At 39.2% G+C, this 25,312-nt stretch carries 21 protein-coding genes; 11 read left to right on the top strand and 10 right to left on the bottom strand.

Features of this window, described 5'->3' with window-relative positions; genetic code table 11:
* The first annotated feature begins 97 nt into the window (after nucleotides 1-97).
* The gene (locus tag CHB66_RS04700; RefSeq protein WP_089238469.1) at nucleotides 98-685 is read left to right on the top strand and encodes a hypothetical protein; all 588 of its coding nucleotides are present in this window, start codon (nucleotides 98-100) and stop codon (nucleotides 683-685) included.
* 16 nt (nucleotides 686-701) lie between these two features.
* Here the strand turns inward: CHB66_RS04700 and CHB66_RS04695 are convergent, their stop codons facing one another.
* Nucleotides 702-1,658, bottom strand: a complete 957-nt coding sequence (locus tag CHB66_RS04695; protein ID WP_212668438.1) for a Fic family protein — start codon at nucleotides 1,656-1,658, stop codon at nucleotides 702-704.
* Nucleotides 1,659-1,952: 294 nt separating this feature from the next.
* Between CHB66_RS04695 and CHB66_RS04690 the strand changes: the two genes are divergently transcribed.
* Nucleotides 1,953-4,358 carry an alpha-L-rhamnosidase-related protein gene (locus CHB66_RS04690; RefSeq protein WP_089238467.1) on the top strand — a complete coding sequence of 802 codons (2,406 nt, stop codon included), beginning with the start codon at nucleotides 1,953-1,955 and terminating at the stop codon, nucleotides 4,356-4,358.
* Nucleotides 4,359-4,360: 2 nt separating this feature from the next.
* Nucleotides 4,361-5,344: a TlpA family protein disulfide reductase gene (locus CHB66_RS04685; RefSeq protein ID WP_089238465.1), complete on the top strand. Its 984-nt coding sequence runs from the start codon at nucleotides 4,361-4,363 to the stop codon at nucleotides 5,342-5,344.
* Here CHB66_RS04685 and CHB66_RS04680 read toward each other — a convergent pair whose 3' ends face one another.
* Together CHB66_RS04680 and CHB66_RS04675 are read right to left on the bottom strand one after the other, a co-directional pair.
* On the bottom strand, nucleotides 5,345-5,767 hold the full coding sequence (locus tag CHB66_RS04680; protein ID WP_089238463.1) for a secondary thiamine-phosphate synthase enzyme YjbQ: 423 nt from the start codon (nucleotides 5,765-5,767) through the stop codon (nucleotides 5,345-5,347).
* A 333-nt stretch (nucleotides 5,768-6,100) separates the two neighbouring features.
* Nucleotides 6,101-7,114 carry a dipeptide epimerase gene (locus tag CHB66_RS04675; RefSeq protein WP_089238461.1) on the bottom strand — a complete coding sequence of 338 codons (1,014 nt, stop codon included), beginning with the start codon at nucleotides 7,112-7,114 and terminating at the stop codon, nucleotides 6,101-6,103.
* A gap of 68 nt (nucleotides 7,115-7,182) precedes the next feature.
* Here CHB66_RS04675 and CHB66_RS04670 point away from each other — a divergent pair, with 68 nt between their 5' ends.
* Genes CHB66_RS04670 through CHB66_RS04660 form a run of 3 tightly spaced genes read left to right on the top strand, consistent with a single transcriptional unit; the run spans nucleotide 7,183 to nucleotide 9,904 of the window.
* A complete protein-coding gene (locus tag CHB66_RS04670; protein WP_089238459.1) occupies nucleotides 7,183-8,652 on the top strand; it encodes a M14 family zinc carboxypeptidase in 1,470 nt (489 codons plus the stop codon).
* 42 nt (nucleotides 8,653-8,694) lie between these two features.
* Nucleotides 8,695-9,426 carry an SIMPL domain-containing protein gene (locus tag CHB66_RS04665; RefSeq protein ID WP_089238457.1) on the top strand — a complete coding sequence of 244 codons (732 nt, stop codon included), beginning with the start codon at nucleotides 8,695-8,697 and terminating at the stop codon, nucleotides 9,424-9,426.
* A 7-nt stretch (nucleotides 9,427-9,433) separates the two neighbouring features.
* Complete coding sequence (locus tag CHB66_RS04660) at nucleotides 9,434-9,904, top strand: YehS family protein (protein ID WP_089238455.1); 471 nt, start codon at nucleotides 9,434-9,436, stop codon at nucleotides 9,902-9,904.
* Between the two features lie 16 nt (nucleotides 9,905-9,920).
* Here the strand turns inward: CHB66_RS04660 and CHB66_RS17275 are convergent, their stop codons facing one another.
* The 5 genes from CHB66_RS17275 to CHB66_RS04640 form a co-directional block, all read right to left on the bottom strand.
* Nucleotides 9,921-10,133 carry a DUF4221 family protein gene (locus tag CHB66_RS17275; RefSeq protein WP_394335274.1) on the bottom strand — a complete coding sequence of 71 codons (213 nt, stop codon included), beginning with the start codon at nucleotides 10,131-10,133 and terminating at the stop codon, nucleotides 9,921-9,923.
* A gap of 3 nt (nucleotides 10,134-10,136) precedes the next feature.
* On the bottom strand, nucleotides 10,137-10,373 hold the full coding sequence (locus CHB66_RS04655) for a hypothetical protein (RefSeq protein WP_089238453.1): 237 nt from the start codon (nucleotides 10,371-10,373) through the stop codon (nucleotides 10,137-10,139).
* Between the two features lie 179 nt (nucleotides 10,374-10,552).
* Nucleotides 10,553-12,124, bottom strand: coding sequence for an Rne/Rng family ribonuclease (locus CHB66_RS04650; RefSeq protein ID WP_089238451.1), 1,572 nt, complete (start codon nucleotides 12,122-12,124; stop codon nucleotides 10,553-10,555).
* A gap of 184 nt (nucleotides 12,125-12,308) precedes the next feature.
* Complete coding sequence (locus tag CHB66_RS04645; protein ID WP_089238449.1) at nucleotides 12,309-13,127, bottom strand: tetratricopeptide repeat protein; 819 nt, start codon at nucleotides 13,125-13,127, stop codon at nucleotides 12,309-12,311.
* Nucleotides 13,128-13,148: 21 nt separating this feature from the next.
* Entirely contained in the window at nucleotides 13,149-13,457 is a 309-nt protein-coding gene (locus CHB66_RS04640; protein ID WP_076498592.1) for an HU family DNA-binding protein, read from the bottom strand.
* A gap of 160 nt (nucleotides 13,458-13,617) precedes the next feature.
* Here CHB66_RS04640 and mutY point away from each other — a divergent pair, with 160 nt between their 5' ends.
* The 5 genes from mutY to CHB66_RS04615 all read left to right on the top strand — a co-directional run bounded on the left by mutY (nucleotide 13,618) and on the right by CHB66_RS04615 (nucleotide 23,078).
* Entirely contained in the window at nucleotides 13,618-14,691 is a 1,074-nt protein-coding gene (gene mutY, locus CHB66_RS04635) for an A/G-specific adenine glycosylase (RefSeq protein WP_089238447.1), read from the top strand.
* 51 nt (nucleotides 14,692-14,742) lie between these two features.
* Nucleotides 14,743-15,198 (top strand): single-stranded DNA-binding protein, encoded by a 456-nt coding sequence (locus CHB66_RS04630; RefSeq protein WP_089238445.1) that lies wholly within the window; start codon nucleotides 14,743-14,745, stop codon nucleotides 15,196-15,198.
* Nucleotides 15,199-15,355: 157 nt separating this feature from the next.
* Complete coding sequence (gene gldE, locus CHB66_RS04625; RefSeq protein ID WP_089238443.1) at nucleotides 15,356-16,705, top strand: gliding motility-associated protein GldE; 1,350 nt, start codon at nucleotides 15,356-15,358, stop codon at nucleotides 16,703-16,705.
* A 408-nt stretch (nucleotides 16,706-17,113) separates the two neighbouring features.
* Nucleotides 17,114-21,604, top strand: coding sequence for a glutamate synthase large subunit (gene gltB, locus CHB66_RS04620; protein WP_089238440.1), 4,491 nt, complete (start codon nucleotides 17,114-17,116; stop codon nucleotides 21,602-21,604).
* A 1-nt stretch (nucleotide 21,605) separates the two neighbouring features.
* Nucleotides 21,606-23,078 (top strand): glutamate synthase subunit beta, encoded by a 1,473-nt coding sequence (locus CHB66_RS04615; protein WP_089238438.1) that lies wholly within the window; start codon nucleotides 21,606-21,608, stop codon nucleotides 23,076-23,078.
* Between the two features lie 143 nt (nucleotides 23,079-23,221).
* On the opposite strand, the gene CHB66_RS04610 is transcribed toward CHB66_RS04615, so the two are convergent.
* Together CHB66_RS04610 and CHB66_RS04605 are read right to left on the bottom strand one after the other, a co-directional pair.
* A complete protein-coding gene (locus CHB66_RS04610) occupies nucleotides 23,222-23,698 on the bottom strand; it encodes a Spy/CpxP family protein refolding chaperone (RefSeq protein ID WP_089238436.1) in 477 nt (158 codons plus the stop codon).
* A 245-nt stretch (nucleotides 23,699-23,943) separates the two neighbouring features.
* The gene (locus CHB66_RS04605; protein WP_089238434.1) at nucleotides 23,944-25,293 is read right to left on the bottom strand and encodes a dicarboxylate/amino acid:cation symporter; all 1,350 of its coding nucleotides are present in this window, start codon (nucleotides 25,291-25,293) and stop codon (nucleotides 23,944-23,946) included.
* Between the last annotated feature and the right edge of the window lie 19 nt (nucleotides 25,294-25,312).

Genomic DNA, 25,312 nt, shown 5'->3' with positions numbered 1-25,312 from the left:
GGGCATTATAAATTTTATTCCTTTTATTGGCTATCGTTAGTAATAATCTTTAATTAAAAATTTTACACAAATTGATTGTACAAAATCTAATAACAACATGAAGAAACTATCTATCGCACTTCTCATCATGCTATTTGTAGGTGTTAAAGTCCATGCTCAAAGAGATCAAGGACCCCAAGGTCCTGGGTCGTTGGTTTTTTGGGAAAATCTATCCAAGCTTTGTGGTAGATCCTTTGAAGGAGAAATGATCAATGCCTCTGAAAATGATCAATTCTATGGTAAAAAATTGGTCATGCATGTGAGAACCTGCGAAGATGGCAAAATTACCATTCCATTTCATGTTGGTGACGATCACTCACGAACTTGGGTATTGACGATGGAAGAAGGGAATGTAATCAAGCTAAAACATGACCACAGACACGAAGATGGTTCAGAGGACAGGGTGACACAATACGGTGGGATCAGCTCCAATACAGGAATGGCACGTCTACAATTTTTCCCAGCTGACAAAGAAACTACGGATTTGATTCCTTATGCTGCTACCAATGTTTGGTGGATAAGTTTAGATGATACTTCTTTCTCATATAACCTAAGAAGAATCAATAATGACTCATCCATCAATGTCAAGTTTGATTTGACCAAGGAGGTAGAAACCCCACCGACCCCTTGGGGATGGGAAGATTAATTAAAAAAGGGAAGATTTAAGATTTCTTCCCTTTCTTGTTTTTTAGGTAGTTTTCAACCGATTTTTTGGATGTATACCATACGCGCCCTTCTTTGTAGGCTTCTATTTTTCCTTGACGCGCCAGCAGACTGATGTATTCTTGACCATAGGGAACTTCTGGCTCTTGGACAATATTGGAAATAGCATCAAAATCAGCAGCTGTATCTTCCAAACTATTTAAATAAATCGTCAGCGACCTATCTACAGCTTGAACAATAAGAAACAGTAATTTATCAAAATTACCATTGTTGGCTAGATTCAGGGCTTGGTAATAGCGCTTTCTGTCCACACCTAAGATCACCGCTGGTGGAAACCCTTCTTTCATAAGCAGCAAATTCATCAGTAAACGAACCGTACGCCCATTACCATCAAAAAAAGGATGAACCCATACAAACCGATGATGAAATAAAGTGACTTTTTCAAGAATATCCATCGTGCTAGTATTCTCCCATTCAATCAGTTCAGTGATATAGTCAGGGACCCTAAGCGCATTTGGGGGTATGAAATTAGCCCCTCCAATTCGAACACCTGCTGTACGGAATCTTCCAGCAAAATCCTTTTGGATTTTATTGAGGACTATTTCGTGCACATCTAGGACGTCTCTTTCTGTCAATTTATAATCTGCCGATGCCAGAGACTGTACATAGGTGATGGCCTCTTTGTGATTGACAATTTCCAAATGCTCGTTCAAAGATTTGCCACCTACGGTTATTCCATCTTCAAGCACCATTCTGGTCTCTTGCAAGGTTAGCGTATTTCCTTCAATGTGATTGGAATTATATGTCCACTCTACATTCAAGTTTTCTCTAATATTGGCAAGTACTGCATAAGGAATTGGACGGAATTCATCCAGCCTTTGCTTTTTCTTATGCACAGATTGCATCAATTGCAAAGTGATCTCACTCAGTTGCCCTATATTAAATTCATATTTCACACACTAAAGGTACGATTTTTTAATGAATATCGGTAAAATCTAAAAAAAATTTACCCGATATTTTAGCTTCTTTAAAGTTTAATTCAATAATATCTTTTGATTCCTCAGTAATGTAATCATGCTTGCTATGATTGAATAAATGGTAGGTTTGAAGTGGGGCTTTTCTTTTGACTTTGTGAAGCATATATACCACTTGTTATTTTATTCAAAGACGGTGAACTTGTTTCCCAAAGCGCAACTGTGAAAATTAAGATATAAGACTTAAATTTAATTTTCAGTCTTATATCTTTCCCTATGAATAAATTTGCCACAAACAACCTCTACTTTCTTTTTTCAATTCTTCTACTTGTTGGATGCAAACCTGAATCTCCGAAATCAAGTTTTCAAGACCTTGTAGCTGACAGCCCTCAGTTGATTGGAAAAAAAGAATACCTCAACTCTCCATTCTTTGCTGCAGGTGACCGTGTCTATATGGTAGGGCATCAAAATGGAACTTTCCCGGATTTAGGATGGCATGTTGAAGGTGAAATGGGTGGAATTTGGAATCATCCAATCAAATTGATGGATGGCTTTACTAACTCGGTTCAGTTAGACGGAAGTTCATATTGTCTAGATCGCGCTGATCAGTTTGTTAACTTCCCATTTGGAAACAAGCATGTCTTTGAATCAACCATCCCAGATTTAGAAATCTCAAGGTTTCAATTTGTTCCTGATGCAATAGAAGGCCTCATCATAGAATACACTTTTACCAATAAGAGTGATCAAACGCAGACTTTTGATTTTAACTTTTCAGGTTACACAGACCTTATGCCTGCATGGCTAGGTGAAAGAGTAGGGATGATTGATGATGTGGATAACTTGGTTTTTGATGAAATTAGGCAAACATGGAGGGGAAAAGATCAATCCAATGAGTGGCATGTGCTTTTTGGTTCAAATGAAATAGCAATACCATCAGAATCGGCTGATCCAAACTGTAACTATACACCACAGGGAAAAGGAACTTCTGCTAATCTGCAATACAAAATATCCTTAAAATCAAAAGAAGAAAAGACCCTCAAGGTTTTCATAGCGGGTTCTTATACTTCTCAACAAAATGTTGAAAAAACCTATGACCTTTTGGCGCAACACTATGAAACCTACTTGAAAGACAAAATCAAGCATTATGAAAGAATCGCTTCCATGTCAAAGTTAACTATTCCGGATAAGGAATTGCAGGAAGCATTTGAGTGGGTGAAATATAACACCGAGTGGCTGGTGAGAGATGTACCTGAAGTAGGTCGAGGGCTTGGCGCGGGGATGCCGGATTATCCTTGGTGGTTTGGTGTGGACAATGAATACACGCTAAAAGGAGCGATAGCCACAGGAAGAAAGGATTTGGTCTATCGCACGATCGAACTTATCCACAAACTCTCTGAATCTAAAGGCAATGGTCAGGTTATCCATGAAGTCAGTACAAATGGTGTAATTTTCAATCCAGGAAATATCAATGAAACACCACAGTTTGCCTCTCTGATATGGTGGGTCTATCAATGGACTGGAGATAAAGAGTTTTTAGAAAAATATTATCCCTTTATCAAGAAAGGTCTAAAATGGTTGATGGAGGAAAATGATGAAGATGGGAATCTTTTTCCAGATGGTTATGGCATGATGGAAATCCATGGCTTGGAATCAGAAATGATAGATGTGGCAGTTTACACGCAAATAGCCTTTGCTGATGCTGCTCAAATGGCAAAAGTCATGGGAGAAACAGCGCAATCCGAAAGTTATCAACAAACGGCTGATCAGCTAAAAAAGAAAATAAACGAAGAATTTTGGGTTGAAGAATTCAGTTCGTATGCCGATTTTATAGGCACTACTTCAGAAGCTTTAAAATTGATCGATGCTGCAATTGTAAGAGCTGATACCTTAAATAAACCTTGGGCTGTCGAAGAATTGAAAGCTAATAAAAGGAAGTTATCCACCTATCCAAGAAATCAAAAGCAAGGATTTGTACTTTTTCACAACTGGGTGGTCAATACGCCTATGGAAATGGGAATAGCAGATCATGAAAAGGCAATCAAAGCACTAGACAAAGGGAGTAAATTTGTCAATCCTTTTGGGGTTTTTGTGACGGGTATTGATCGTGATGAAAGTTCAGAGTTAGCCGATGGGAAGTTTGAAGGAAGTAAGGTGTTTTCATACACAGGAGCGGTGATGACATTACCAACAGGTGTGCAAGCAATATCAGAAAACAATTATGGCAGACCAGACCAAGCACTTGATTATTTGAAGCGAATGACAAGATCATTCGGTTTTGCGCTTCCAGGCTCCATCTACGAAGTCTCTCCTGACTATGGGATGATGGCTCAAGCTTGGAATTTGTATAGCTATGCCGTACCAATCGTAACACAGTTTTTAGGGATCAAACCTGATGCAGAAAAGAAAGTTATCCACATCAAACCTCAAATGCCAAGTGCTTGGAATGAAGCCAAAATCGAAAATGTGATCATATCCGACAACAGCATTTCTATGAAATTCAAAAAGGAGGGGAATGAAATTAAGATAGAAGTCACACAAGAAAATGGCGACTGGGAAATACACTTTGACCCTTCATTTTATAAATTTAAAACTTTGAAACTAAACAACAATGAAATAGAAACCGTTGAAAATAAAGTTATCCCAAGTACTGGCAAATCAATTTTTTTAACATTAACACTTTAATTATGAAGTTTTTTTTCTATTTGTTCTTAACCTTCCTACTCAGTTCAAATTTATTTGCTCAAAATGCAATTCTTGACTTTCAATTGAAAGGCACGTTAAAGAAGAATGAATATTTCACCCTTTATATGGGAGGTGAGGAATATCAATCAAACGATTTGAGTAATAAAAAGACTGGTTTTGAAGTTGGAAAAATAGAACAAATTTCCTTACTGAAATTAACAAACAAAGGGAAAATTTTAGGAAGCAAAGGCTTTTGGGTTGTACCAGGTGAATATACTATAACTGGAACAATAGATCCCTTTCAACTCCAAATTGATCCAGTTAATGGATATCAAAATCTCCAAAATCAAATAATCCATGCTAGTACTTTATCCGCAAAACTCGAGATTATCGAATCAAATTTGGACAATTTGGTTGCTATTGCAAATCTAAGATCAATTAGTAATCAACTTGAGGCTGACATACTAGAATCTTTAATTGAGAAAATTGACTCTTCACTACATCAAAATAAAACTTACTTACAACTAGAAAGCGATCTTCTAAAAAGAGAATTTACTAAATCTGGTAAGGGAGAAGTGTTTACAGCTTTTGAACTAGAAAATAAAGGAGGGGGGATTGTCTCACTGGAGGACTTGAAAGGTAAGCCTACCCTAATAGAATTTACATTTACAGGTTGTGCTGGATGTGTAAAAATTCTTCCAGAGCTAAGGGAAGTTTATGATCAATATGAAGGAAAACTTAATGTGATTAGTATCTATAGTGATAAAACGAGAAAGACATTTGAGAATAATAACCCAATCTACAAAAAGGAATTAGTCACTTGGACTTCCCTTTGGGATCCGACGAATTTTGTCTGCACAGTAAATCAAATCAATACCTATCCCACTTTTGTTCTTCTGAATGAAAATGGTGAAGTCATAGATCAATTCCAAGGAGGTCTTTACGGAAAAATCAAACGAAAAATCGCTGCTTTAAACCTAGAATAATCAAACTCCAAAAGCAGTCAAAACCAGTTTTCTAGGCCCTCCATGGTCTCTGAATTCGCAGAGATAAATTCCTTGCCAAATTCCCAGGTTGAGTTTTCCACCAGTTATAGGTATTTCAATACTATTTCCCAAAATACTGCTTTTTAAGTGCGCAGGCATATCATCTGAACCTTCATAAGTGTGGATAAATCGTGGATAACTTTCTGGAACTAGCTCATTGATAAAGGTTTCAAAGTCTTTCCTTACCGTCGGATCTGCATTTTCATTGATCGTCAGTCCTGCTGAAGTATGTTTGATAAATACCTTAATCATCCCCATTTGAATTTCCCTGATTTCAGGCATTTGATTCTCGACTATTTCAGTAATCAGATGATATCCTCTCGAATAACTTTTAAGTTGAATTTCTTTCTGGTAAATTTTCATTAATTTCTCGCTTTGTTAATAGGTTAATATGATTATCCGCAATGACACCAGTAATTCAATAAAACGAAAGGTTCAAGCGGATAATCGTAGACTGACGCCGGTCGACAGTCGACAACAGCTGAATTTAAGGTTTGTGCCTAATAAAATATGGTTACTGGTTTGAAAGCGGATATACATATAGGTTAAAGATAATATAATCCATTAAAGTGTAGTTTTAAAAATACAGTCAGGGCAATACGCCTATCCAGGTCAAGTTTGAAACCTCCCCACTTGGTGTAGTTTGAAACTACACCTATATATCAGATTTTATATCCGTTAATTCTGCATAAAACATTAATCTACCATCTCCGCCCCTATCCCATTCCCTTCAGGAAAAGTGACTGATTTATCTGTAATAATTACTCCTTTGGCAATGTCCTTTTTCAGAAGCATTGCGCCATCCATATCAACATAATCTAAAAGAGGAGCAATATGTGCGATCGCTGTAATCCCTACCGAAGATTCAGTCATGCAACCAACCATGGTTTTCATTCCTAATTTTTTTGCTTCTGCAATCATTCTTAATCCAGGTGTAATTCCTCCAGCTTTGACCAATTTCACATTAATCCCATGAAATAGCCCATGGCATTTTTTTACATCTGATTCTACAATACAACTCTCGTCAGCGATGACTGGTAGCTTGCTGAATTTGAACACTTCCTTCATCCCTTCCAAATCATCTTTGCCCAAAGGCTGCTCCATAAACTCCACATTCAACGTTTTCAGCTCTTCAGAAAACAGGATGGCTTGCTCCGCAGTCCAAGCACAATTGGCATCGATTCTAAATGGAGAAGCCGTATGCTTTCTCAATCCACGGATAATTTCCAAATCATGGTCAGTACCCAGCTTGATTTTATAGAGTGGCCAATCTACTTCCTGCATCTTAGCAATCATCTTATCCATAGTATCTATCCCTATAGTAAAGTTCGTCAAAGGAATATTTTTAGGATCTAGTTTAAGATATTCATAGAGCTTCAAGCCCTTCTTCTTTGTAAACAAATCCCAAGCGGCCATATCCAATGCACATTGGGCAAAAGGGTTATCTACAAAGATCGTTTTACTAATTTCCCATAGTTCCTCTGGAATTTCCCAAGCTACTGTTTCCACAACCCGCCTAGCTGCTTCAAGGCTCATGCAGATGTTTTCTTGGGTCATTCCATAAAACGGATTTGTGGTCGTCTCGCCCAAGCCATAATATCCTTCATCTTCGAGTTTGACGATTACAGTATCTTGAATATCCCTACTCTGATGTGCAATGGTGAAGGTATGCTTCAATTCAAGGTCTCTGACATAAAAGGAAAGCTTCATAGGTTTACATTTAAAATTCTGGGATACGCTATTTTTAGCTAATTTTAGATAAAGATAACCATTCGCCTATGAAGACGCTGAAAAGAAGCTTACAAATCTTATCTCTTATTGCCCTATTTTGTTGCAAACCAACACTTGAAAAAGGTTCAGCATTAAATCCTGAACAATTGGAAAGCGCTTATGAACTGTATCGGCAACCAGATATACAGCAAAGAAGGTTTAAGTATGATTCAGTCATTCATTTAATCAAAGAAAGGGATGCGCTTTTTCAAATTGAAGAAATTGGAAAGTCTGTAGAGCAAAAGCCTATTTTCCAACTCAGCATTGGAAATGGCTCCACCAAAGTCATGCTCTGGTCTCAAATGCATGGAAATGAAAGTACAGCTACCATGGCACTTTTTGATCTGATGAACTTTTTGGAAGGACAGGAAGATGATTATGTGGATATCAGAGAAAAAATCTTATCAAAACTCCAGATTCGTATTATTCCCATTGTCAATCCTGATGGGATGGATATGTGGATAAGAAGAAATAAATTGGAAATTGATCTGAATAGAGATGCAGTAGCATTAGTCTCTCCTGAAGCTAAAATCTTAAAAAATGCTAGAGATACCTTTGAACCTGACTTTGGGTTCAATCTGCACGATCAGCAGATTTATTACAATGTGAGTAAAACATCAAAGCCTGCTACTATTTCTGTACTTGCTCCAGCTTATAATTACGAGACAGAGGTGAATGAAGTACGAAAAAGAGCCATGCAGGTCATCATAGGGATGAATCAGATGCTGCAACAGACTATTCCAGGCCAAGTAGGAAAATATGATGACGCCTTTGAGCCTAGAGCATTTGGGGATAATTTTCAAAAGTGGGGTACAAGTACGATCTTGATTGAGTCTGGAGGTTATCCACAGGATCCAGAGAAGCAAAACATCAGAAAGCTTAACTTTATGATGATGCTTCATGCTTTGATTCAAATTGCAGAACAGACTTATCCACAATACAAGCTGGAGGATTATTATGCCATTCCTGACAATGATTTGAAATTGATGGATGTGATGATTAAGAACCTTAGCTTGGAGAATTCTGGCTATACTTATCAGGCTGATTTGGGTATCAGAAGAAGGGAAGCAGATACCCAAGAGGGTTATTATGTCAATGGTAGCATTGAAGATATGGGGGATCTTTCTGTCTTTTACGGCTATGAAACCTTGGACGCTTCAGAACTTGAAATCCGTGAAGGCAAGATTTATGAAACGCCATTTGACCAAATCTCAAATATCACCAAAGAAAAAGCTGATCAACTATTGAAAAGTGGCTACTTAGCTGTAATTGTGAAAGAAGCAAAAGGCAATGAAATCTATAATTTACCTATTTTGATATTGTCCCAAAAGGACAAAATTCCTTTTAAAATCAGAACTGGAGGCAGCCCAAACTTCTATTTGGCAAAAGGTGAAGAGTTGAAATATGCCCTCGTGAATGGCTATCTAATCGATCTTCAAAATAAAATAGACCAAGAATACCGTATGATCGTTCAGTAAATCCTCCAAATCTTTCTACATTTAAGGTATGAACGCACTCTTATGAAAAAGCATCTTACGGCTATTATTTTTGCATTAGCTATCGTCGTTTCTGTGGCTATTTTAGGCAATTCCATTGTCAACAGAAATAAAAAGTCAGGAACTGTAGACGTGACTGGACTCGGGGAGCAAAACTTCACCTCTGACTTGGTAGTCTGGGAAGGAAACTTCAGTCGGGAAAGTTTTGAAATCAAAGATGCCTATACCGATTTAGAAAAAGATCGAAAGGCAGTAACCAGCTACCTTGTGGAAAAAGGAATTCCGCAAGAACAAATTATCTTCAAAGCCGTCAATACCAACCCCCAATACCAGCAAAATTATAACAACAATGGCAATTACATGGGTCAGACATTTTTGGGATATCAGTTGAACCAGTCTATCCAAATAGAATCCAATGATGTGGATAAAGTAGAACAAATCTCTAGAGAAATCACAGAACTGCTCCTGCAAGGCGTCAAGTTTTATTCCCAATCACCACGGTATTATTATACCAAACTAGAAAGTCTCAAAATCGAGATGATCTCCAAAGCCACTGAGGATGCTCGTCTCAGGGCCGAACGCATTGCCCAAAACTCTGGCTCCAAACTAGGAAAACTAATCTCTGCCAACATGGGAATATTCCAAATCACCGGTCAAAATTCCACAGAGGACTATTCTTGGGGTGGAACTTTCAATACAAGTTCAAAAGAAAAAACAGCTTCGATTACGATGAGACTGAGCTATAGTGTTAAATAAAGATTAAATGAACAACAACGATATACTCAGAAGCCTCCGCTACACATTTGATTTCAATGATGAACAGATGATCTCAATTTTCAAGAAGGGAACACTTGAGGTCAACAGAGAAACTGTGAGTAATTGGCTCAAAAGGGATGATGATCCCGGATTTAATGCTATTTACGATGTAGATTTGTCTGCGTTCTTAAATGGACTGATCGTCAAAAATCGTGGTAAAAAGGAGGGGGAAGACCCCAAGCCAGAGAAGAGTCTGAACAACAACATGGTATTCAGGAAGCTCAAGATAGCCCTGAACATGAAGGATGAAGATATCTTGGATGCCTTGGATTTGATAGGGTTTAGGTTTAGCAAGCATGAACTCAGCGCACTATTCCGCAAGCCCACCCAAAGCCAATACCGTCCCTGTAAAGACCAAGTATTGAGGTACTTTTTGAAAAGTTTACAAGAGAAGTTTAGGCCTGCTAGTGGAACTTAATTCCCCAAGCTTACCCTTACAAACCCCATTTCATCATCTGAAAATCGTCACCATCGTTAACCTTTGACCGATCAGCACTTTTGAGCAGCTCAGCGTCCTTATTGAATACCCCTGATTTGACAGATCCTTTGATAAAAAACAAATCATCTGCCAGTGCATAGATATAATTGATATGACTTGTACCATTAGGCCTTTCCTTAGCAAAAGGAATACTTTGTACATACTCCAGTTTTTATAGGTTGATCTCATCTATTGAATGATCAAACTTATTGAATTGATAAATGGTATTTTTCTCCATATTTACACTCGCATTGGTGATATTTCTAGATAGATCGAGATTTCTATCTTTAGAGTCAATCACCAAAGTATCTAAATTATAGGAGAACACTTCCCCAAAATCATCTGTAGCCTTTTGACTACAAGAGAAGAGTAAACCAAGTACAAAGATGAAATGCGTGTGTTTTTTCATAAGTTTTTTGAAGAACAGTGTAAACTAAAAAATTAACATTTATAAAACAAAGTTTAGTGCTAGAGAATTCTAATCTACTAAAAATCAGACTGCTTTAATTCGTGTTTAACTTTTCCAAAGTTTGGAACTTTGGAAAAGTTCTTATCTAAACTGGGCTATTACCCACAAAAAAAGCGAGACTATTCAGTCTCGCTTTTAACTTGAAGTTCTATTTCTTCTCCTGAATCGTCCAGGAATCTGTACTCCGTCACAGGTAGTGAGGAATCTTTGATCAGCTTTACCCACTTGAAATATTTGAAAAACCATCTCACCCGCTGTGAAATGATGCCGTTCGTAAAGTAGGCATGCAAGTAGGGGTGCAATCCGATGTGGATTTTCGATACGTTTTGGATGGTAGCAATATGTTCTAGATCTTTCTCTAGTTTATCTGCTACCAAGATAGAAGCTTGTATTTTGCCCGTACCATTGCAGGCCGGACAAGTTTCTTTGGTGACAATGTTAACTTCAGGTCGCACGCGTTGCCTTGTGATTTGCATAAGACCAAATTTGGTCAATGGTAGCACGGTGTTCTTGGACCTATCTGATTTCATCTCTTCCTTCATTGCATCATAAATGGCCTTCTTGTTATCAGCCTTCTTCATGTCAATGAAGTCAATGACGATGATACCTCCCATATCTCGGAGGCGCAATTGTCTAGCAATTTCTTTAACAGCGACCAGGTTAGTTTTTAGTGCTGTTGTTTCCTGATCACTTTCTTGATTGGACTTATTACCACTGTTCACATCGATGACGTGCAGGGCTTCTGTATGTTCTATGATGACATAGCCACCTTGAGGGAGGCTGACTGTCTGACCAAACAAGCTTTTGATTTGCTTCTCTATTCCAAAACTTTCAAAGAGCTTTGCTTTACCGTTGTAAAGCTTAACAATTTTTTCCTTTTCAGGGGCGATCGATCTGATATAAGATCGGATCTGATCGTAGATCAATTCATCCTCTACTGTGATTGCATCGAATGATTCGTTGAGCAGGTCTCTAATGATAGAGGATGCCATACTCATTTCTCCTATTATCTTGTCTTTAGGCTTGGCTTTTGGAAGCTTCTTCATTCCATCTTCCCAAGTATTCACCAAGTTCCTCAAGTCTTTGTCTAGTTCTGTGACTGACTGACCTTCGGCGACTGTTCTGATGATTACACCAAAATTGGCGGGTTTGATAGAAGTGATAAGCCTCACGAGCCTGCGCCTTTCATCTGCACTGCGTATTTTCTTGGACACATTGACTGTGTTAGAGAAAGGAACGAGTACCAGATATCGACCGGCAATGGAGAGCTCACAGGATAGTCGAGGACCTTTCGTTGAGATCGGTTCTTTGACTACTTGTACCAGGATTTGGTTGTTTTTAGGAAGGACATTGGAAATTTTTCCAAGCTTTTCTATATCCTGTTCAAGGTCTAGTCCTTTCAAATTGTAAGCGAAGAGATTTCCATTCTTAGCCAGTTTGGTGAATTTATTGAGACTATTGATCTGGGGGCCAAGATCCTGATAATGCAGGAAGGCATCCTTTTCATAACCTACGTCAATGAAAGCTGCATTCAGCCCATTGACAATTTTCCGTACTGTGCCGAGATAGATATCTCCCACTTTGAACTTGTTGTCATCTCCATCAGAATGAAGTTCCACCAAGCCCTTATCCTTCAAAAGGGCGATACGACTACCGCTTTGAGCAGAATCGATTATTAATTCTGTGCTCAAATCGTGTCTCTATTTATGTGAATGAACGTTTACTGTAAAAACTCAAAAAGAAGAAGTAATTAATTACTTCTTCTTGTGTCTGTTTTTTCTAAGTCTCTTCTTACGCTTGTGCGTAGCGATCTTATGTCTTTTTCTTTTTTTACCGCAAGGCATAGTTTTAAAGATTTAAAGTTGAACAATTATTTTACAGCCTTTCCAGATAGCTATCTACACTAGACAAAACCATAGGATCTGTCGTCATATCCTTCACTTGCTCGAATTGCTTTTTTGCTTTGTTATTCTGCTTGGATTCAAAGTAACTCACAGCCAGATAAAATTGCCCTTGTAGATTATTTGGATGGTATTTGACCAACTCTTCAAATCTATCAGCTGCTCTCTTATATTGGCCTGACTGCATGGAGAGCACTCCCATATTGAATAGTGCATCTTCATTTGTAGGCTCAGCTTCCAATACTTCCCTCAGCATGGTGATACCTTGCATGGGATTGGAAGAAGAGACATAAGTCATGGCTACTTTGGTTTTCAAGTCTAGACGTTTTGGATCTTTCTCCAAAACTTGATTGAGGTAGCTCCTAGTTTTTTCGGCTAAGAAAGCCACTTTTTGCTCATTGAGTGCAAATGTATATGCCTCGTAATAAGCAGTACCTGTTTTTTCCAATCGCGCTAGGCTATTGATCTTTTCTGCCGCCAATTCATAGAAGTAGGCCGCACTGTCAAATTTGCCTGCCTCTAAATAAAGCTCGGCGATAGCGTCAGCAAAGGTAGCGAAATTTTCCTGATTATCTTCTGCTTCCATTTGTCCCCTAAGTGACGCAATCTCAGCAGCCATAGATTCATCTACAGTGCCCAAGTGCATATCAGCTGGATTTGAAGTATTGGATTCTTCTGACTCGGTGATTTGAGCCCCTCCCTCGTCATTGTCCACGACTACGCGTGGCAAAGAGAACAAAATCGCAATAGCTGCGACTCCGATGACTATGGCTATGATTTGGGATTTTTTCATCAGGAAAAAAGCTCTCAGGAATTAATCCTGAGGAGCTAGTTCTTTAATTTTCTTGCTGTTTTTAATTTTCTCGATAAATACCTTCGAAGGCTTGAAGGCTGGCACATAATGCTCATCGATCACAATTGCAGTGTTCTTAGAGATATTTCGGGCGATTTTTTTAGCTCTCTTCTTATTAATGAAGCTGCCAAATCCTCTCACATAAATATTGTCTCCCTCTGCCATGGAATCTTTTACAACTTTGAAGAACGCCTCAATGGTCTGAGTCACATCGTCTTTCTGGATTCCAGTTTTGTCCGAAATCTTGTTAATTACTTCTGCTTTAGTCACTGTTAGTTTAATTTAAATTATTATCGAATAAGCTTAACGACCTATTAACCAACTAATTTTGGGACTGCAAATTTACAAGAAGCATTTCAATATAAAAACATATTGCCCAAAATTAGCTTCATTTGTTTAACGAATATTCTTAAATAAAAATTTCAACATTTTGAATAACAAGTATTTCGCCTCTATTTTATTGGATTGGTATTGGCTTCACAAAAGGGATTTACCATGGAGAAACACCAAAGACCCTTATATAATTTGGCTTTCTGAAATAATTCTTCAGCAAACACGTGTAGCACAAGGGCTTCCTTATTTTGAAAAATTTATCAATAAATATCCAAAAGTAGAAAATTTAGCAGAAGCCCCAGCTGATGAAGTTATGCGGCTGTGGCAAGGTCTCGGTTACTATAGTCGCGCTCGCAACCTGCACCAATGTGCCAAAGAGGTTGTTTCTGTCCATGGAGGGCAATTTCCTAATTCATACCAAGAGCTTCTTCGCCTCAAAGGGGTAGGTAGCTACACAGCAGCGGCTATTGCCTCTTTTGCCTTTGATCAAAGTGTTGCAGTAGTGGATGGGAATGTGTTTAGGGTATTGGCTAGGTACTTTGGGGTTAGTACAGATATTGCAAGTCATGCTGGCAAAAAGGAATTTGAAGCCATGGCCAATAGGTTTATATCTAAAGAACAACCAGGGCAGTATAATCAAGCAATCATGGAATTTGGCTCCTTACAATGCACACCTAAAAATCCTGATTGCTTGCATTGTCCTTTGCAACAAGGCTGTTCTGCTTTTAAAGATGGTTTGGTAGAACAGCTTCCTGTTAAAATCAATAGGATAAAAGTCAAGACCAGGTACTTTAATTATCTTTATATTAGATGTGGGACAGAAGTGATTGTCAAGCAACGTGGAGCAGGGGATATTTGGCAAGGTTTATATGATTTTCCTTTGGAAGAAACAGCAAATAGCTTGATCACAGATGTAGATGGGCTCGGCTTGCTGTCAGGTATTGAGACAATTACTGACAAAATTAGATTTTACCCTGAAAGTACCTTCAAGCATATACTCACACATCAAAGAATTTTCGCCAACTTTGTAGAGTTTGTGATTAATGAAAAACATAATAAGGTACTTCGAGATTGGGTTATTCAGCGAGGATTTGAGATTGTAGATATGGAAACCCTCGAAAACCTTCCAAAGCCAAGGTTGATCTTGCGGTTTTTGAACGGAGAAAAATAATGCTTAAATTTAATCGGAAACTTTTTGTCAAACATTTAAACTAATACAATTATGGCCGGAGTAAATAAAGTAATTTTAATCGGTAACCTAGGTGCAGATCCAGAAGTTAAGCACCTTGAAGGTGACAAGGTGGTGGCAAATCTCAGATTGGCTACTACAGAAGCATACAAAGACAGAAGTGGCAATAGGGTAGAAAACACCGAATGGCACGACTTAGAAGTATGGGATGGACTGGCTCGCGTCGCCGAACAGTATATGAAAAAAGGCAGCAAGCTCTACGTAGAAGGCAAAATTAAAAGTGATACTTGGCAGGACGAGCAAGGTAACAATAGAAAAAGAACCAAAATCAGAGTGCTTAGTCTGACCATGCTAGATGGTAGGCCAGATGGCCAAAGTGGTGGCTCTCCAGGTGCTTCTAATCAAAGTTATAACAATGCTCCACCGCAACAGATGCCTTCTCCTACTGTGTCAGAAGGTCCTGGAGAAGAAGATGATCTTCCTTTCTAGGAGGGCCTTACATCGCTTTATCTACCAATCTGAATTAAGCAAAACTATAAGTACTTGATACAAAAAAGATAATTTCTGATCTTTAGCTTAGTAATTAAGCTGAAATTGAGCTTCTTATTTAGAATTGGTTAATTTTGCAAAAACAACTTAGACATTAATGGACGACCCATATCCGAGTATAATGTTGCTGGCTGAGATCTCAGAGGTCTCGGTCAGCTATCTTTTGATTAATGGATTGATATTTATTCTTTTATTGATTGGATCAGGATTGATTTCAGGCTCAGAAGTCGCATTTTTTTCCCTGACTACAGAAGACCTTATAGATTTGAATGATCGGGCGGAAAAAAATGCGCCCAAAGTAATTCACTTGGTTGAAAACCCTCAGCGACTTCTGAGTACAATTCTGATTCTCAATAACTTGATCAATATTGGAATTGTCACCTTAACTACTTTTGTAACTTGGAGTATTTTTGGACTCAATGCGACTGGTATTGTAATTATTTTAATTCAAACCATAGGGGTTACCTTTGCTATTGTGTTTTTTGGAGAGATTGTTCCCAAAGTATATGCAACCAAAGCCAAGCAGGAGTTTTCATTAATGATGGCGCCTATCATTCAATTTTTTTCTGTTTTATTAAAGCCACTTTCTCTATTCTTGATGGGAATTAGCAACATTATCGAAAGAAGAATCGAGAAAAGAGGTTATTCCTTATCCGTAGATGAGCTACATCAAGCCATTGAAATCACAACCGAAGATACTTCTGAAGAAGAAAAAGATATTTTAAGAGGAATAGTAAACTTCGGAACCCTCTCAGTCAAGCAGGTCATGAAATCTCGTATGGAAATCACAGCAGTCGATTTGGATACCGATTTTCATGAATTGATGGATAAAATCAATAAAAGCGGCTATTCTAGGATCCCAGTTTACAATGAAACCATAGATAATATTGAAGGGATTCTTTACATCAAGGATTTGCTTCCGCATATAGAAAAGGAGGAAGATTTTCAATGGCAGACATTGATTAGAAAAGGCTTCTTTGTTCCAGAAAATAAGAAAGTTGATGCCTTGCTCAAGGATTTTCAACAGAAGCGAGTCCACATGGCCATTGTAGTAGATGAATATGGTGGTACTTCAGGTTTGGTTACTTTGGAAGATTTGATAGAAGAGATTATTGGAGAAATCAATGATGAATTTGATGACTTAGAAGACTTTTATTTCAAAGAAATTGATCCGCAGACTTTTGTTTTTGAAGGTAAAGTGTCTCTTAATGATTTTTGCAAAAAGCTTGATTTAGATGCTGGTATTTTTGATGAAGTCAAAGGAGAAAGTGAATCCTTGGGCGGGCTTTTGCTGGAGCTCAATTCTAACCTTCCAAAGAATGGCGTCAAAATCAATTTTGGGGACTTTGAATTTACCATTCTCGCCGTGGATACCCGCAAGATTAAGAAGGTCAAAGTAAGAATTATTACCGGAGAAGAGAAAGACCTAGGGCATTACGAGGATTGAGAAACATATTTCATCATCCAAATAATAGTTTGTATTTCTCCTCAATTACAATAGATTAAGAAGTGGAGTTGAGTAACAAAAGCTTTTGGTAATTGTGAATTTTTTATTGTCAAGTGAAAAATTTTTAAATTTTTTTCAATTGAAAACTTTAGAACCTAGATTCATTGATTTAACAAAAAAAGTAAAAAGAATGACTGATTTTTGAACCTATTTTTTAATTTTCAACAATAAAATTATTGTATGTGTAATTAAAATGAACCGAAGTTTATTTTTTATATCTGGTAATTAAAGTCATTTTACAATACAAACTATGTATATAAATAGCTATTTGGTTGCTTAAATTTTAATAAAAAGAATATTTTTTGTAAATTCAGCAATCAAATTGAAAACCTATTAAACTTATTGATAATGAATAAAGGATTGTACCGTTCAGCATTTGAACATGATTCTTGTGGTATAGGTGCGGTCGTCAACGTCAAAGGAGTCAAAACTCACGAGACCATCAGCGATGCACTCTATATGTTGAGTAACATGGAGCACAGAGGAGGTAGAGGAAGTGATCCGAAGACTGGCGATGGTGCCGGGATTTTGATTCAAATACCTCATTCATTTTTGAAAGAAGTCACTAGCAGGGCCGGCTTTGATATCCCCGGAGAAGGAAGCTATGGTGTGGGAATGACATTTTTCCCCAAAAACAAACAGCTTTACAAGAAGTCTAAAGAACGGCTTAACGAGATCATTAAAGAACTTGGGTTCAAATTACTTGGATATAGACAAGTTCCTGTAGACGAAACAGTTCCTGGGTCAGGTGCATTGGATGTAATGCCTATCATTGAGCAAGTATTTGTAAGACATAGAGATGGGCTTCAGGATATTGATCTAGAGCGCAAGCTTTATGTATTGAGAAACTATGCTACACGCGAGATCAACAAAGAAATCCCTGGTGTAAATAATGCTTTTTATTTTGCAAGTTTTAGCTCCAATACCATTATATATAAAGGTCAGCTAAGAACTGATCAGGTGCTGCCATTTTACAAGGATCTGCAAAACAACAAAATCACCTCAGGGCTGGCTATTGTCCATTCAAGGTTTTCTACGAATACTTTTCCTAACTGGAGATTGGCGCAGCCTTTCAGGTACCTGTCTCATAATGGAGAGATCAATACGATCAGAGGTAACTTGAATAAAATGAAGTCCAAGATGTCACTCATGCGCTCAGTGAACTTCACCGATGATGAGCTAGCCAAAGTCATGCCTGTGACCAACAAGCAGTACTCAGACTCAGCAAACTTGGATGCATTGGTAGAGCTATTGACTTTAAGTGGTCGCTCGCTCCCACATGTGATGATGATGCTTGTGCCAGAAGCTTGGCAAGACAATCAGATGATGGATAAAGAGCGTAAAGCATTCTACAAATTTCACGCTGCATTGATGGAGCCTTGGGATGGTCCAGCTGCATTGCTTTTTACTGATGGCAAATCGATCGGAGCTACATTGGATAGAAATGGACTGAGACCTTTGAGATATTTCATCACCAATGATGATCGGGTCATTCTCTCTTCTGAGGCTGGCGCACTACCTATCAGAGAGGCTACTGTCAAAGAAAAAGGAAGAATCAGCCCTGGAAGAATGCTTTGGATAGACTTAGAAAAGGGTAAAATATCCTTTGATGATGAAGTCAAATCAACAGTATGTGACAACAAACCTTATGACAAGTGGGTAAGAGAAGAGCGGATCAAATTGAGGTTGATGCCAAATCCTAAGACCCTCAGCAACCCTTATGATACCGCAGAAATCAAGAAGAAGCAGACGATTTTTGGATATACCTCAGAGGAAGTAAAGGTCATCTTAGCTCCTATGGGAGACACCTCTTATGAGCCAATCGGTTCTATGGGGGCAGACACGCCCTTAGCTGTCCTCTCTAAGCAAAGTCAACACATTTCAAATTACTTTAAGCAGCTTTTTGCACAGGTCAGCAATCCTCCGATTGATCCGATCAGAGAAAAGCTGGTGATGTCTCTATTTACCCGAATCGGAGAAAGCCATAATATATTGGATGAAAGCCCTAGACACACAAGGCAGATCCATATCTCTCAGCCAGTCTTACTCAATGAAGACTTAGAAAAACTAAAACATTTAGAAGATCAAGGCTATAGGGCTGTGACTTTATATGCACATTTTGATGCCACAAGCAGACCGGGTAGTTTGCTCGAGGCACTGAATGAACTCGGAAAGCAAGCTGAAGGAGCCATCTATGCAGGCAAGAACATCATCATCATCTCTGATAGAGGTACGGATGAATCCAAAGCACCAATTCCTAGTTTGCTAGCTATAGGCGCTGTACACCATCATTTGGTGAAGAAAAAACTACGTACCAGAGCAGGCCTTGTAGTAGAGGCAGGTGACATTAGAGAGACGCATCACTTTGCTACTGTTATTGGCTATGGAGCTTCTGCGATCAACCCATACTTAGCCCTCGAAACTCTTTTAGACCTCAATGAAAAAGAGCAACTCAGCAAAAAACTAACACCAAATCAACTATTCAGCAACTATCAAGCAGCCGTAGGTAAAGGATTGCTCAAGGTGTTATCTAAAATGGGAATCAGTACACTCCAATCATACCAAGGAGCTCAAATTTTTGAAGCTATTGGATTAGGGCCAGAGGTAATAGACCGATGCTTCAAAGGAACGGTGAGTAGAATATCAGGTATTTCATTTGATGAATTGGCAGAAGAAGTCTTGGTCAGGCACCAAGCAGCCTACCAAAATGAACGTCCAGTACTAGAGACTGGTGGAGTATACCAATGGAAGCGGAGAGGAGAAAAGCATCTTTTCAACCCTGAAACCATTCATTTGCTTCAGAAGTCTACCAAGCTCAATGATTATGCACTTTACAAAAAGTTTGCTGAAAAAATCAATGTACAGACCAAAGATGCCCTGACCTTACGTGGATTATTTGAATTCAAGAAAAGAATATCCATACCCATAGAAGAGGTAGAGCCTGTAGAATCTATTATGAAGAGATTTGCCACAGGAGCGATGTCTTTTGGCTCGATATCACATGAAGCCCATACGACATTGGCCATCGCCATGAATAGAATTGGTGCTAAAAGTAACAGTGGTGAAGGAGGAGAGGATGAAATCAGATTTGAAAGAAAAGAAAATGGGGATTGGGAGCGATCTGCAATCAAGCAGGTGGCCTCAGGAAGATTTGGTGTGACATCTAACTACCTCAGTAATGCCGAGGAAATACAAATCAAAATGGCTCAAGGCGCTAAGCCTGGGGAAGGTGGACAGCTTCCTGGTCACAAAGTTGATGATTGGATCGGTAGAGTGAGACACTCCACACCAGGTGTAGGACTGATCTCTCCGCCGCCTCACCATGATATCTATTCAATAGAAGACTTAGCGCAATTGATCTATGATCTAAAGAATGCAAATAGAAGAGCTAGAATCAATGTCAAATTAGTGTCGCAAGCTGGTGTCGGTACAGTAGCCGCAGGTGTAGCCAAGGCGCAATCAGATGTGATCCTGATTTCAGGTGCTGATGGTGGAACAGGTGCATCACCACTCAGTTCAATTCGTCATGCAGGATTGCCTTGGGAGCTCGGACTTTCAGAAGCACATCAGACCTTAGTCAAAAACAACCTCAGAAGCCGCGTAGTCTTACAGACAGATGGACAGTTGAGAACAGGCAGAGACATCGCTATAGCTACTCTACTTGGCGCTGAGGAATGGGGAATATCTACAGGTGCGCTTGTAGTAGAAGGCTGTATTATGATGCGTAAGTGTCATTTGAATACTTGTCCAGTAGGTATCGCCACACAAAATCCAGATCTGAGAAAGCTCTTTACGGGAGATCCAGAGCATGTGGTCAACTATTTCACTTTCTTAGCCCAAGATCTCAGAGAAATCATGGCTTCCTTAGGTTTTGCAACTATTGATGAAATGGTGGGTCAAAGTGATGTATTGAAAGCTACTGGGAATATGAATCATTGGAAATGGGACAAGGTAGATCTCACACCAATATTCCACAAGGTAGAGGTACCAGATCATGTGGGTATCCACAAGCAGATCGATCAGGAATTTGAGCTGAAAAAAGTACTCGATAGAAAGCTGATCAAATCAGCACTTCCAGCGCTAGAGCAAGCCAACCCTGTAAATGGGAAATTTGAAATTAAAAATACAGATCGATCAGTAGGAGCCATGCTATCTAATGAGATCTCAAAAATATATGGTAGCCCTGGACTTCCAGAAGACACCATCAGGTACAAATTTATCGGTTCGGCCGGTCAGACTTTTGCTGGCTTCCTGACCAAAGGCGTGACTTTTGAACTAGAAGGAGAAGCTAATGACTACTTTGGAAAAGGGCTATCAGGGGGAAAACTCATTGTCTACCCTAGTCGCAACGCCAGCTTCAAGGCTGAGGATAATATCATAATCGGTAACGTAGCCTTTTATGGAGCGACATCGGGAGAAGCTTATATCAATGGCAAAGGAGGTGAGCGATTCTGTGTTCGTAACTCAGGGGTGAGCACAGTGGTAGAAGGGATAGGAGATCACGGGTGTGAGTACATGACAGGAGGTCTTGTGGTCAATTTGGGTGAGATCGGACGCAACTTTGCTGCGGGGATGAGTGGCGGTATTGCTTATATTCTCAAAGACTACCTTCATTTGATCAATCCAGAGATGGTCGATATAGACCCGCTCAATGAGGATGATTTCGTCACGATCAAGGGGATGATAGTAAGGCATCAGGAACTTACCAATAGCCCGCTTGCTACATATTACTTGGATCACTGGGAAGATTACAAAGGGCATTTTGCTAAAGTAATACCGAGAGATTACAAAGAAGTGCTGAGAAAAAGAGCTTTGGAACAAACAAAAACATTAGTGTAACATGGGAGCGAAAGAAGGATTTATCCAATACAAGAGAGAGCTACCAGAATCACGCTCTCCAGAAGAAAGGATCAACGATTACAAAGAAATATACAAGCCATTTGATGCCAAAAAGTTGAATGAACAATCAGCTCGATGCATGGATTGTGGCATACCATTTTGCCATCAGGGATGCCCGCTGGGCAATGTAATACCCGAGTTTAACGATGCTGTGTACCATAATGAATGGGAGGAAGCTTTTCATATTTTACGAAGCACTAACAATTTCCCAGAATTTACCGGTAGGATTTGCCCAGCGCCCTGTGAGGCATCATGTGTATTGGGGATCAACAAAGATCCTGTAGCCATAGAATTAATTGAGAAAAATATCGCTGAGAAGGCATATGAGCATGGATTTGTGAAACCAAAACTACCTAAAGGTAGAACTGGCAAAACTGTAGCTGTGATAGGTTCTGGACCAGCTGGCTTGGCTGCTGCCGATCAATTGAATCAAGCAGGGCATGAAGTGACAGTATTCGAGAAGGATAAAAAAGTCGGTGGATTGTTGCGCTATGGAATTCCAGATTTCAAACTTGAGAAGTGGGTGATTGACCGTCGTGTGGAAGTGATGGAGCAAGAAGGTGTGATTTTCTCAACTGAGACGGAAATTGGCTTCAATATCAAAGCGGAAAATATCCTTTCTAATTATGATGCAGTAGTATTGGCAACAGGAGCTGCACAACCTAGATCTCTAAACATCAAGGGTTCAGATCTAAAAGGGGTTCATTTTGCCATGGATTTCTTAGGCAAACAAAATCAGGTAATCGCAGGTGAAATCAAAGAAAACCCGATTTCGGCCAAAGGTAAAGATGTAATTGTCATAGGTGGGGGAGATACAGGCTCAGATTGTATCGGAACTTCAAATCGTCATGGTGCAAAAAGCATTACACAACTTGAATTACTTCCAAAGCCCCCGCAACAAAGAACTGTTCTCAATCCATGGCCAGAATGGCCAATGACATTGAAAACTTCAAGTTCACACGAAGAAGGAGCTGAGCGCGTATTCTCAATACTCACCAAGGAGTTTGTTGGAAATAAAAAAGGGGAAGTCACAGGACTAGTATTGGTCGATCTGGAGTGGAAAGAAGAAAATGGCAGGATGCAGTTTGTGGAAGTTCCAGGTACAGAGCGTACAGTTCCTTGCGATTTAGCATTCATAGCTATAGGGTATATAGGTCCTGCTGAGAATGGATTATTGGAAGCTTTTAAGGTTGAGAAGATGGAAAACAGCCTTCCTAAATCAAAGAATTACCAATCTACTTCTAAAAAAGTCTTTTTGGCGGGGGATATGCGTAGAGGCCAATCTTTGGTAGTGTGGGCCATCTCCGAAGGTAGAGAAGCTGCTGTGAGAGTGGATGAATTCCTAATGGGAAGCTCATCCCTACCTAGAAAAGATGAAGGCTTCTATCAAGTAGAGGAAGAAGTCACTTTATGATTTTACGATAAACCACTAGTTCAACCTAAACCGATCTGGGATTTCTCGGGTCGGTTTTTTTATTAAAAAAGCAGGCCACAAGCCTGCTCTTTACTTTTCATCTGATTACTCAGACTTTCAATTAACCAACCTTTTATGAAAATTTATCTTTGGCCTCTTGGGCGTATATTTCCTCTACTTCGCTGTTGAAGTTTTTCAGAATCTGGATTATTTCTTGCGTCGCGAATCGTGTTCATTCTTTCTCTGTTTTCATCCCTTAGCTCGACAAATTTCTCTCTTTGTTCGGGAGTCAAAACAGCTTCAATTTTAGCTTGTTGTTCTTTTTGCTTGGCCAGCATCTCTTCTCTTTTGGCTTTCATTTCGGCTCTTCTAGCTTCCATTTCTGCTTGGCGCTTGCTGGCGTTTTCCAAATGTATGGCATATACTTCTTGCTTTTGTGCTTCATTGAGCTCAAGTTTTTCTGCCATCCTGTTTGTCATCATCTCAGCCCTTTTTTCTGGACTTGCCATTTCGGCTCTTTTTTCTGCATTCATTCCACTTCTCTGCATTGGACCTCTTTGGGCATGGGCGGATAAGATTCCAAAGGAAAATACTGCGGCAATTATCAATAACTTTTTCATGATTTCTCTGATTTAGTAGTTTTGTTTTTTGTTGTAATCCATCACTAACCCGGGTGTGATGGTATGTTGGCTTAGTTTCCATTCATTTGTGAAACTTGTCTATTAGACCAGATATTAGTTCGTAGGTTTAAATAGACTATCTAAGAAAAATGTTAACAAATCTTAAAAGCTTTCTACGTGAGGGGTAGGGCATAAAAAAAAGCTACTCCGTCACTAGAGTAGCTTGCTTTAGGGTTATTATTGGGTTATTGATTATTTTCTAATTCTTCTACATTGGGCGTGAAAGGGTTAGAGTCTCTGATGAGTCCAGCAGGGAGTTCTCCTTCTGTGGAGGCTACCGTCACACAAACTGCGGCATCTCCAGTGATATTGACTACTGTTCTGAACATGTCCAAAATTCTATCTGGAGCTATAATCAAAGCTACACCTGCACCAGGTACTCCGATGGCTTCCAATACGATAATCAACATAATTAAGCCAGCTCCCGGTACACCAGCAGAACCAATTGCAGCCAAAGTAGCTGTCAATACAATAGTCAGTTGCTGAGATAATGTCAAGTCCATACCCAGTGCCTGAGCTATGAATACCGCTGCTACCGCTTGGTAAAGACTCGTGCCGTTCATATTGATGGTAGCTCCCAAAGGCAAAACAAAGCTGCTTACTTCCTCAGAAACTCCCAATTCTTCTTCTACCAATTTCATGGTAACTGGTAAGGTAGCAGAGCTAGAAGAGGTTGAAAATCCGAGCAACATGGCAGGCCTTAATGCCTTGATAAAATCCCTGAAAGAAATTTTGGTGAAAGCTTTCAACATGGTCGAATACACTCCTACTATAATCAAAAGTAGGCCACCCATCACTACCATAGTATATTTTAAAAGAGCCAAAAGTAGCTCGACTGCCGAATCTGGATTATCTCCGGCGATCTCAACTATCAGTGAGGCCATCAGAGCAAAAACCCCATAAGGAGCAATCATCATGATATATTCTACTATCTTAATGATCACATCATTAAGTGCATCAAAGAAGTCTGTGAATGTTTTTGCCTTATCTTTAGGAATCTGAAGTAGAGCAATCCCTGCTATGATGGCAAAAAATACCACCTGCAGCATGCTTCCATTGTCAGCTGCTGCGGCAATCAAGTTTTCTGGTACGATGTCTACAAGTGGCTGAAGAGGCCCTTGGTCTTTGATGGCCGAGGCAGTTGCTGCTTTAGACCCAGCTTGAGAGTCAAACTGCGCCATCAATTTATCTCTGGTGTCTTGTGGCAGCTGCTCCCCTGGTTCAAAAACATTGACCAATAATAAACCGAGCGTAATGGCAATCACTGTAGTGACTAAATACGCTAAAATAGTTTTACCACCAATTCTGGAAAGCTTAGAAATGTCTCCTAGGTTGGCTACGCCTACAATCAAAGATGCTAATACCAATGGTACTGCGATCATTTTGAGGGCATTGATAAAGATAGTCCCAATGGGCTTGATATAGTTTACCGTAAACTCGGGTGAGATTCCAAATTGGATAATTACCAAACCGAAAATCAGACCTAATACCAATCCAGCAATAATCTGGGTGTGTAAAGGTATCTTTTTGAACATAATATTTGGGTTAAATGTA

Origin of the sequence: Belliella buryatensis (assembly GCF_900188245.1) — a bacterium.
In the GTDB taxonomy this organism is placed as follows: Bacteria; Bacteroidota; Bacteroidia; order Cytophagales; family Cyclobacteriaceae; genus Belliella; species Belliella buryatensis.
The sequence above is the reverse complement of the archived record's forward strand: the minus strand, read 5'-3'. Positions and strand labels throughout refer to the sequence as shown.

What these genes read in the sequence shown, in the direction of transcription:
- CHB66_RS04670 (WP_089238459.1), top strand. Translation starts at nt 7,183, where the DNA reads ATGAAGACGCTGAAAAGAAGCTTACAAATCTTATCTCTTATTGCCCTA.
- CHB66_RS04645 (WP_089238449.1), bottom strand. Translation starts at nt 13,127, where the DNA reads ATGAAAAAATCCCAAATCATAGCCATAGTCATCGGAGTCGCAGCTATT.
- CHB66_RS04685 (WP_089238465.1), top strand. Translation starts at nt 4,361, where the DNA reads ATGAAGTTTTTTTTCTATTTGTTCTTAACCTTCCTACTCAGTTCAAAT.
- CHB66_RS04610 (WP_089238436.1), bottom strand. Translation starts at nt 23,698, where the DNA reads ATGAAAAAGTTATTGATAATTGCCGCAGTATTTTCCTTTGGAATCTTA.
- CHB66_RS04605 (WP_089238434.1), bottom strand. Translation starts at nt 25,293, where the DNA reads ATGTTCAAAAAGATACCTTTACACACCCAGATTATTGCTGGATTGGTA.
- CHB66_RS04680 (WP_089238463.1), bottom strand. Translation starts at nt 5,767, where the DNA reads ATGAAAATTTACCAGAAAGAAATTCAACTTAAAAGTTATTCGAGAGGA.
- CHB66_RS04660 (WP_089238455.1), top strand. Translation starts at nt 9,434, where the DNA reads ATGAACAACAACGATATACTCAGAAGCCTCCGCTACACATTTGATTTC.
- CHB66_RS04630 (WP_089238445.1), top strand. Translation starts at nt 14,743, where the DNA reads ATGGCCGGAGTAAATAAAGTAATTTTAATCGGTAACCTAGGTGCAGAT.
- CHB66_RS04665 (WP_089238457.1), top strand. Translation starts at nt 8,695, where the DNA reads ATGAAAAAGCATCTTACGGCTATTATTTTTGCATTAGCTATCGTCGTT.
- CHB66_RS04675 (WP_089238461.1), bottom strand. Translation starts at nt 7,114, where the DNA reads ATGAAGCTTTCCTTTTATGTCAGAGACCTTGAATTGAAGCATACCTTC.
- CHB66_RS04655 (WP_089238453.1), bottom strand. Translation starts at nt 10,373, where the DNA reads ATGAAAAAACACACGCATTTCATCTTTGTACTTGGTTTACTCTTCTCT.
- gldE (WP_089238443.1), top strand. Translation starts at nt 15,356, where the DNA reads ATGGACGACCCATATCCGAGTATAATGTTGCTGGCTGAGATCTCAGAG.
- gltB (WP_089238440.1), top strand. Translation starts at nt 17,114, where the DNA reads ATGAATAAAGGATTGTACCGTTCAGCATTTGAACATGATTCTTGTGGT.
- CHB66_RS04690 (WP_089238467.1), top strand. Translation starts at nt 1,953, where the DNA reads ATGAATAAATTTGCCACAAACAACCTCTACTTTCTTTTTTCAATTCTT.
- CHB66_RS04615 (WP_089238438.1), top strand. Translation starts at nt 21,606, where the DNA reads ATGGGAGCGAAAGAAGGATTTATCCAATACAAGAGAGAGCTACCAGAA.
- CHB66_RS04700 (WP_089238469.1), top strand. Translation starts at nt 98, where the DNA reads ATGAAGAAACTATCTATCGCACTTCTCATCATGCTATTTGTAGGTGTT.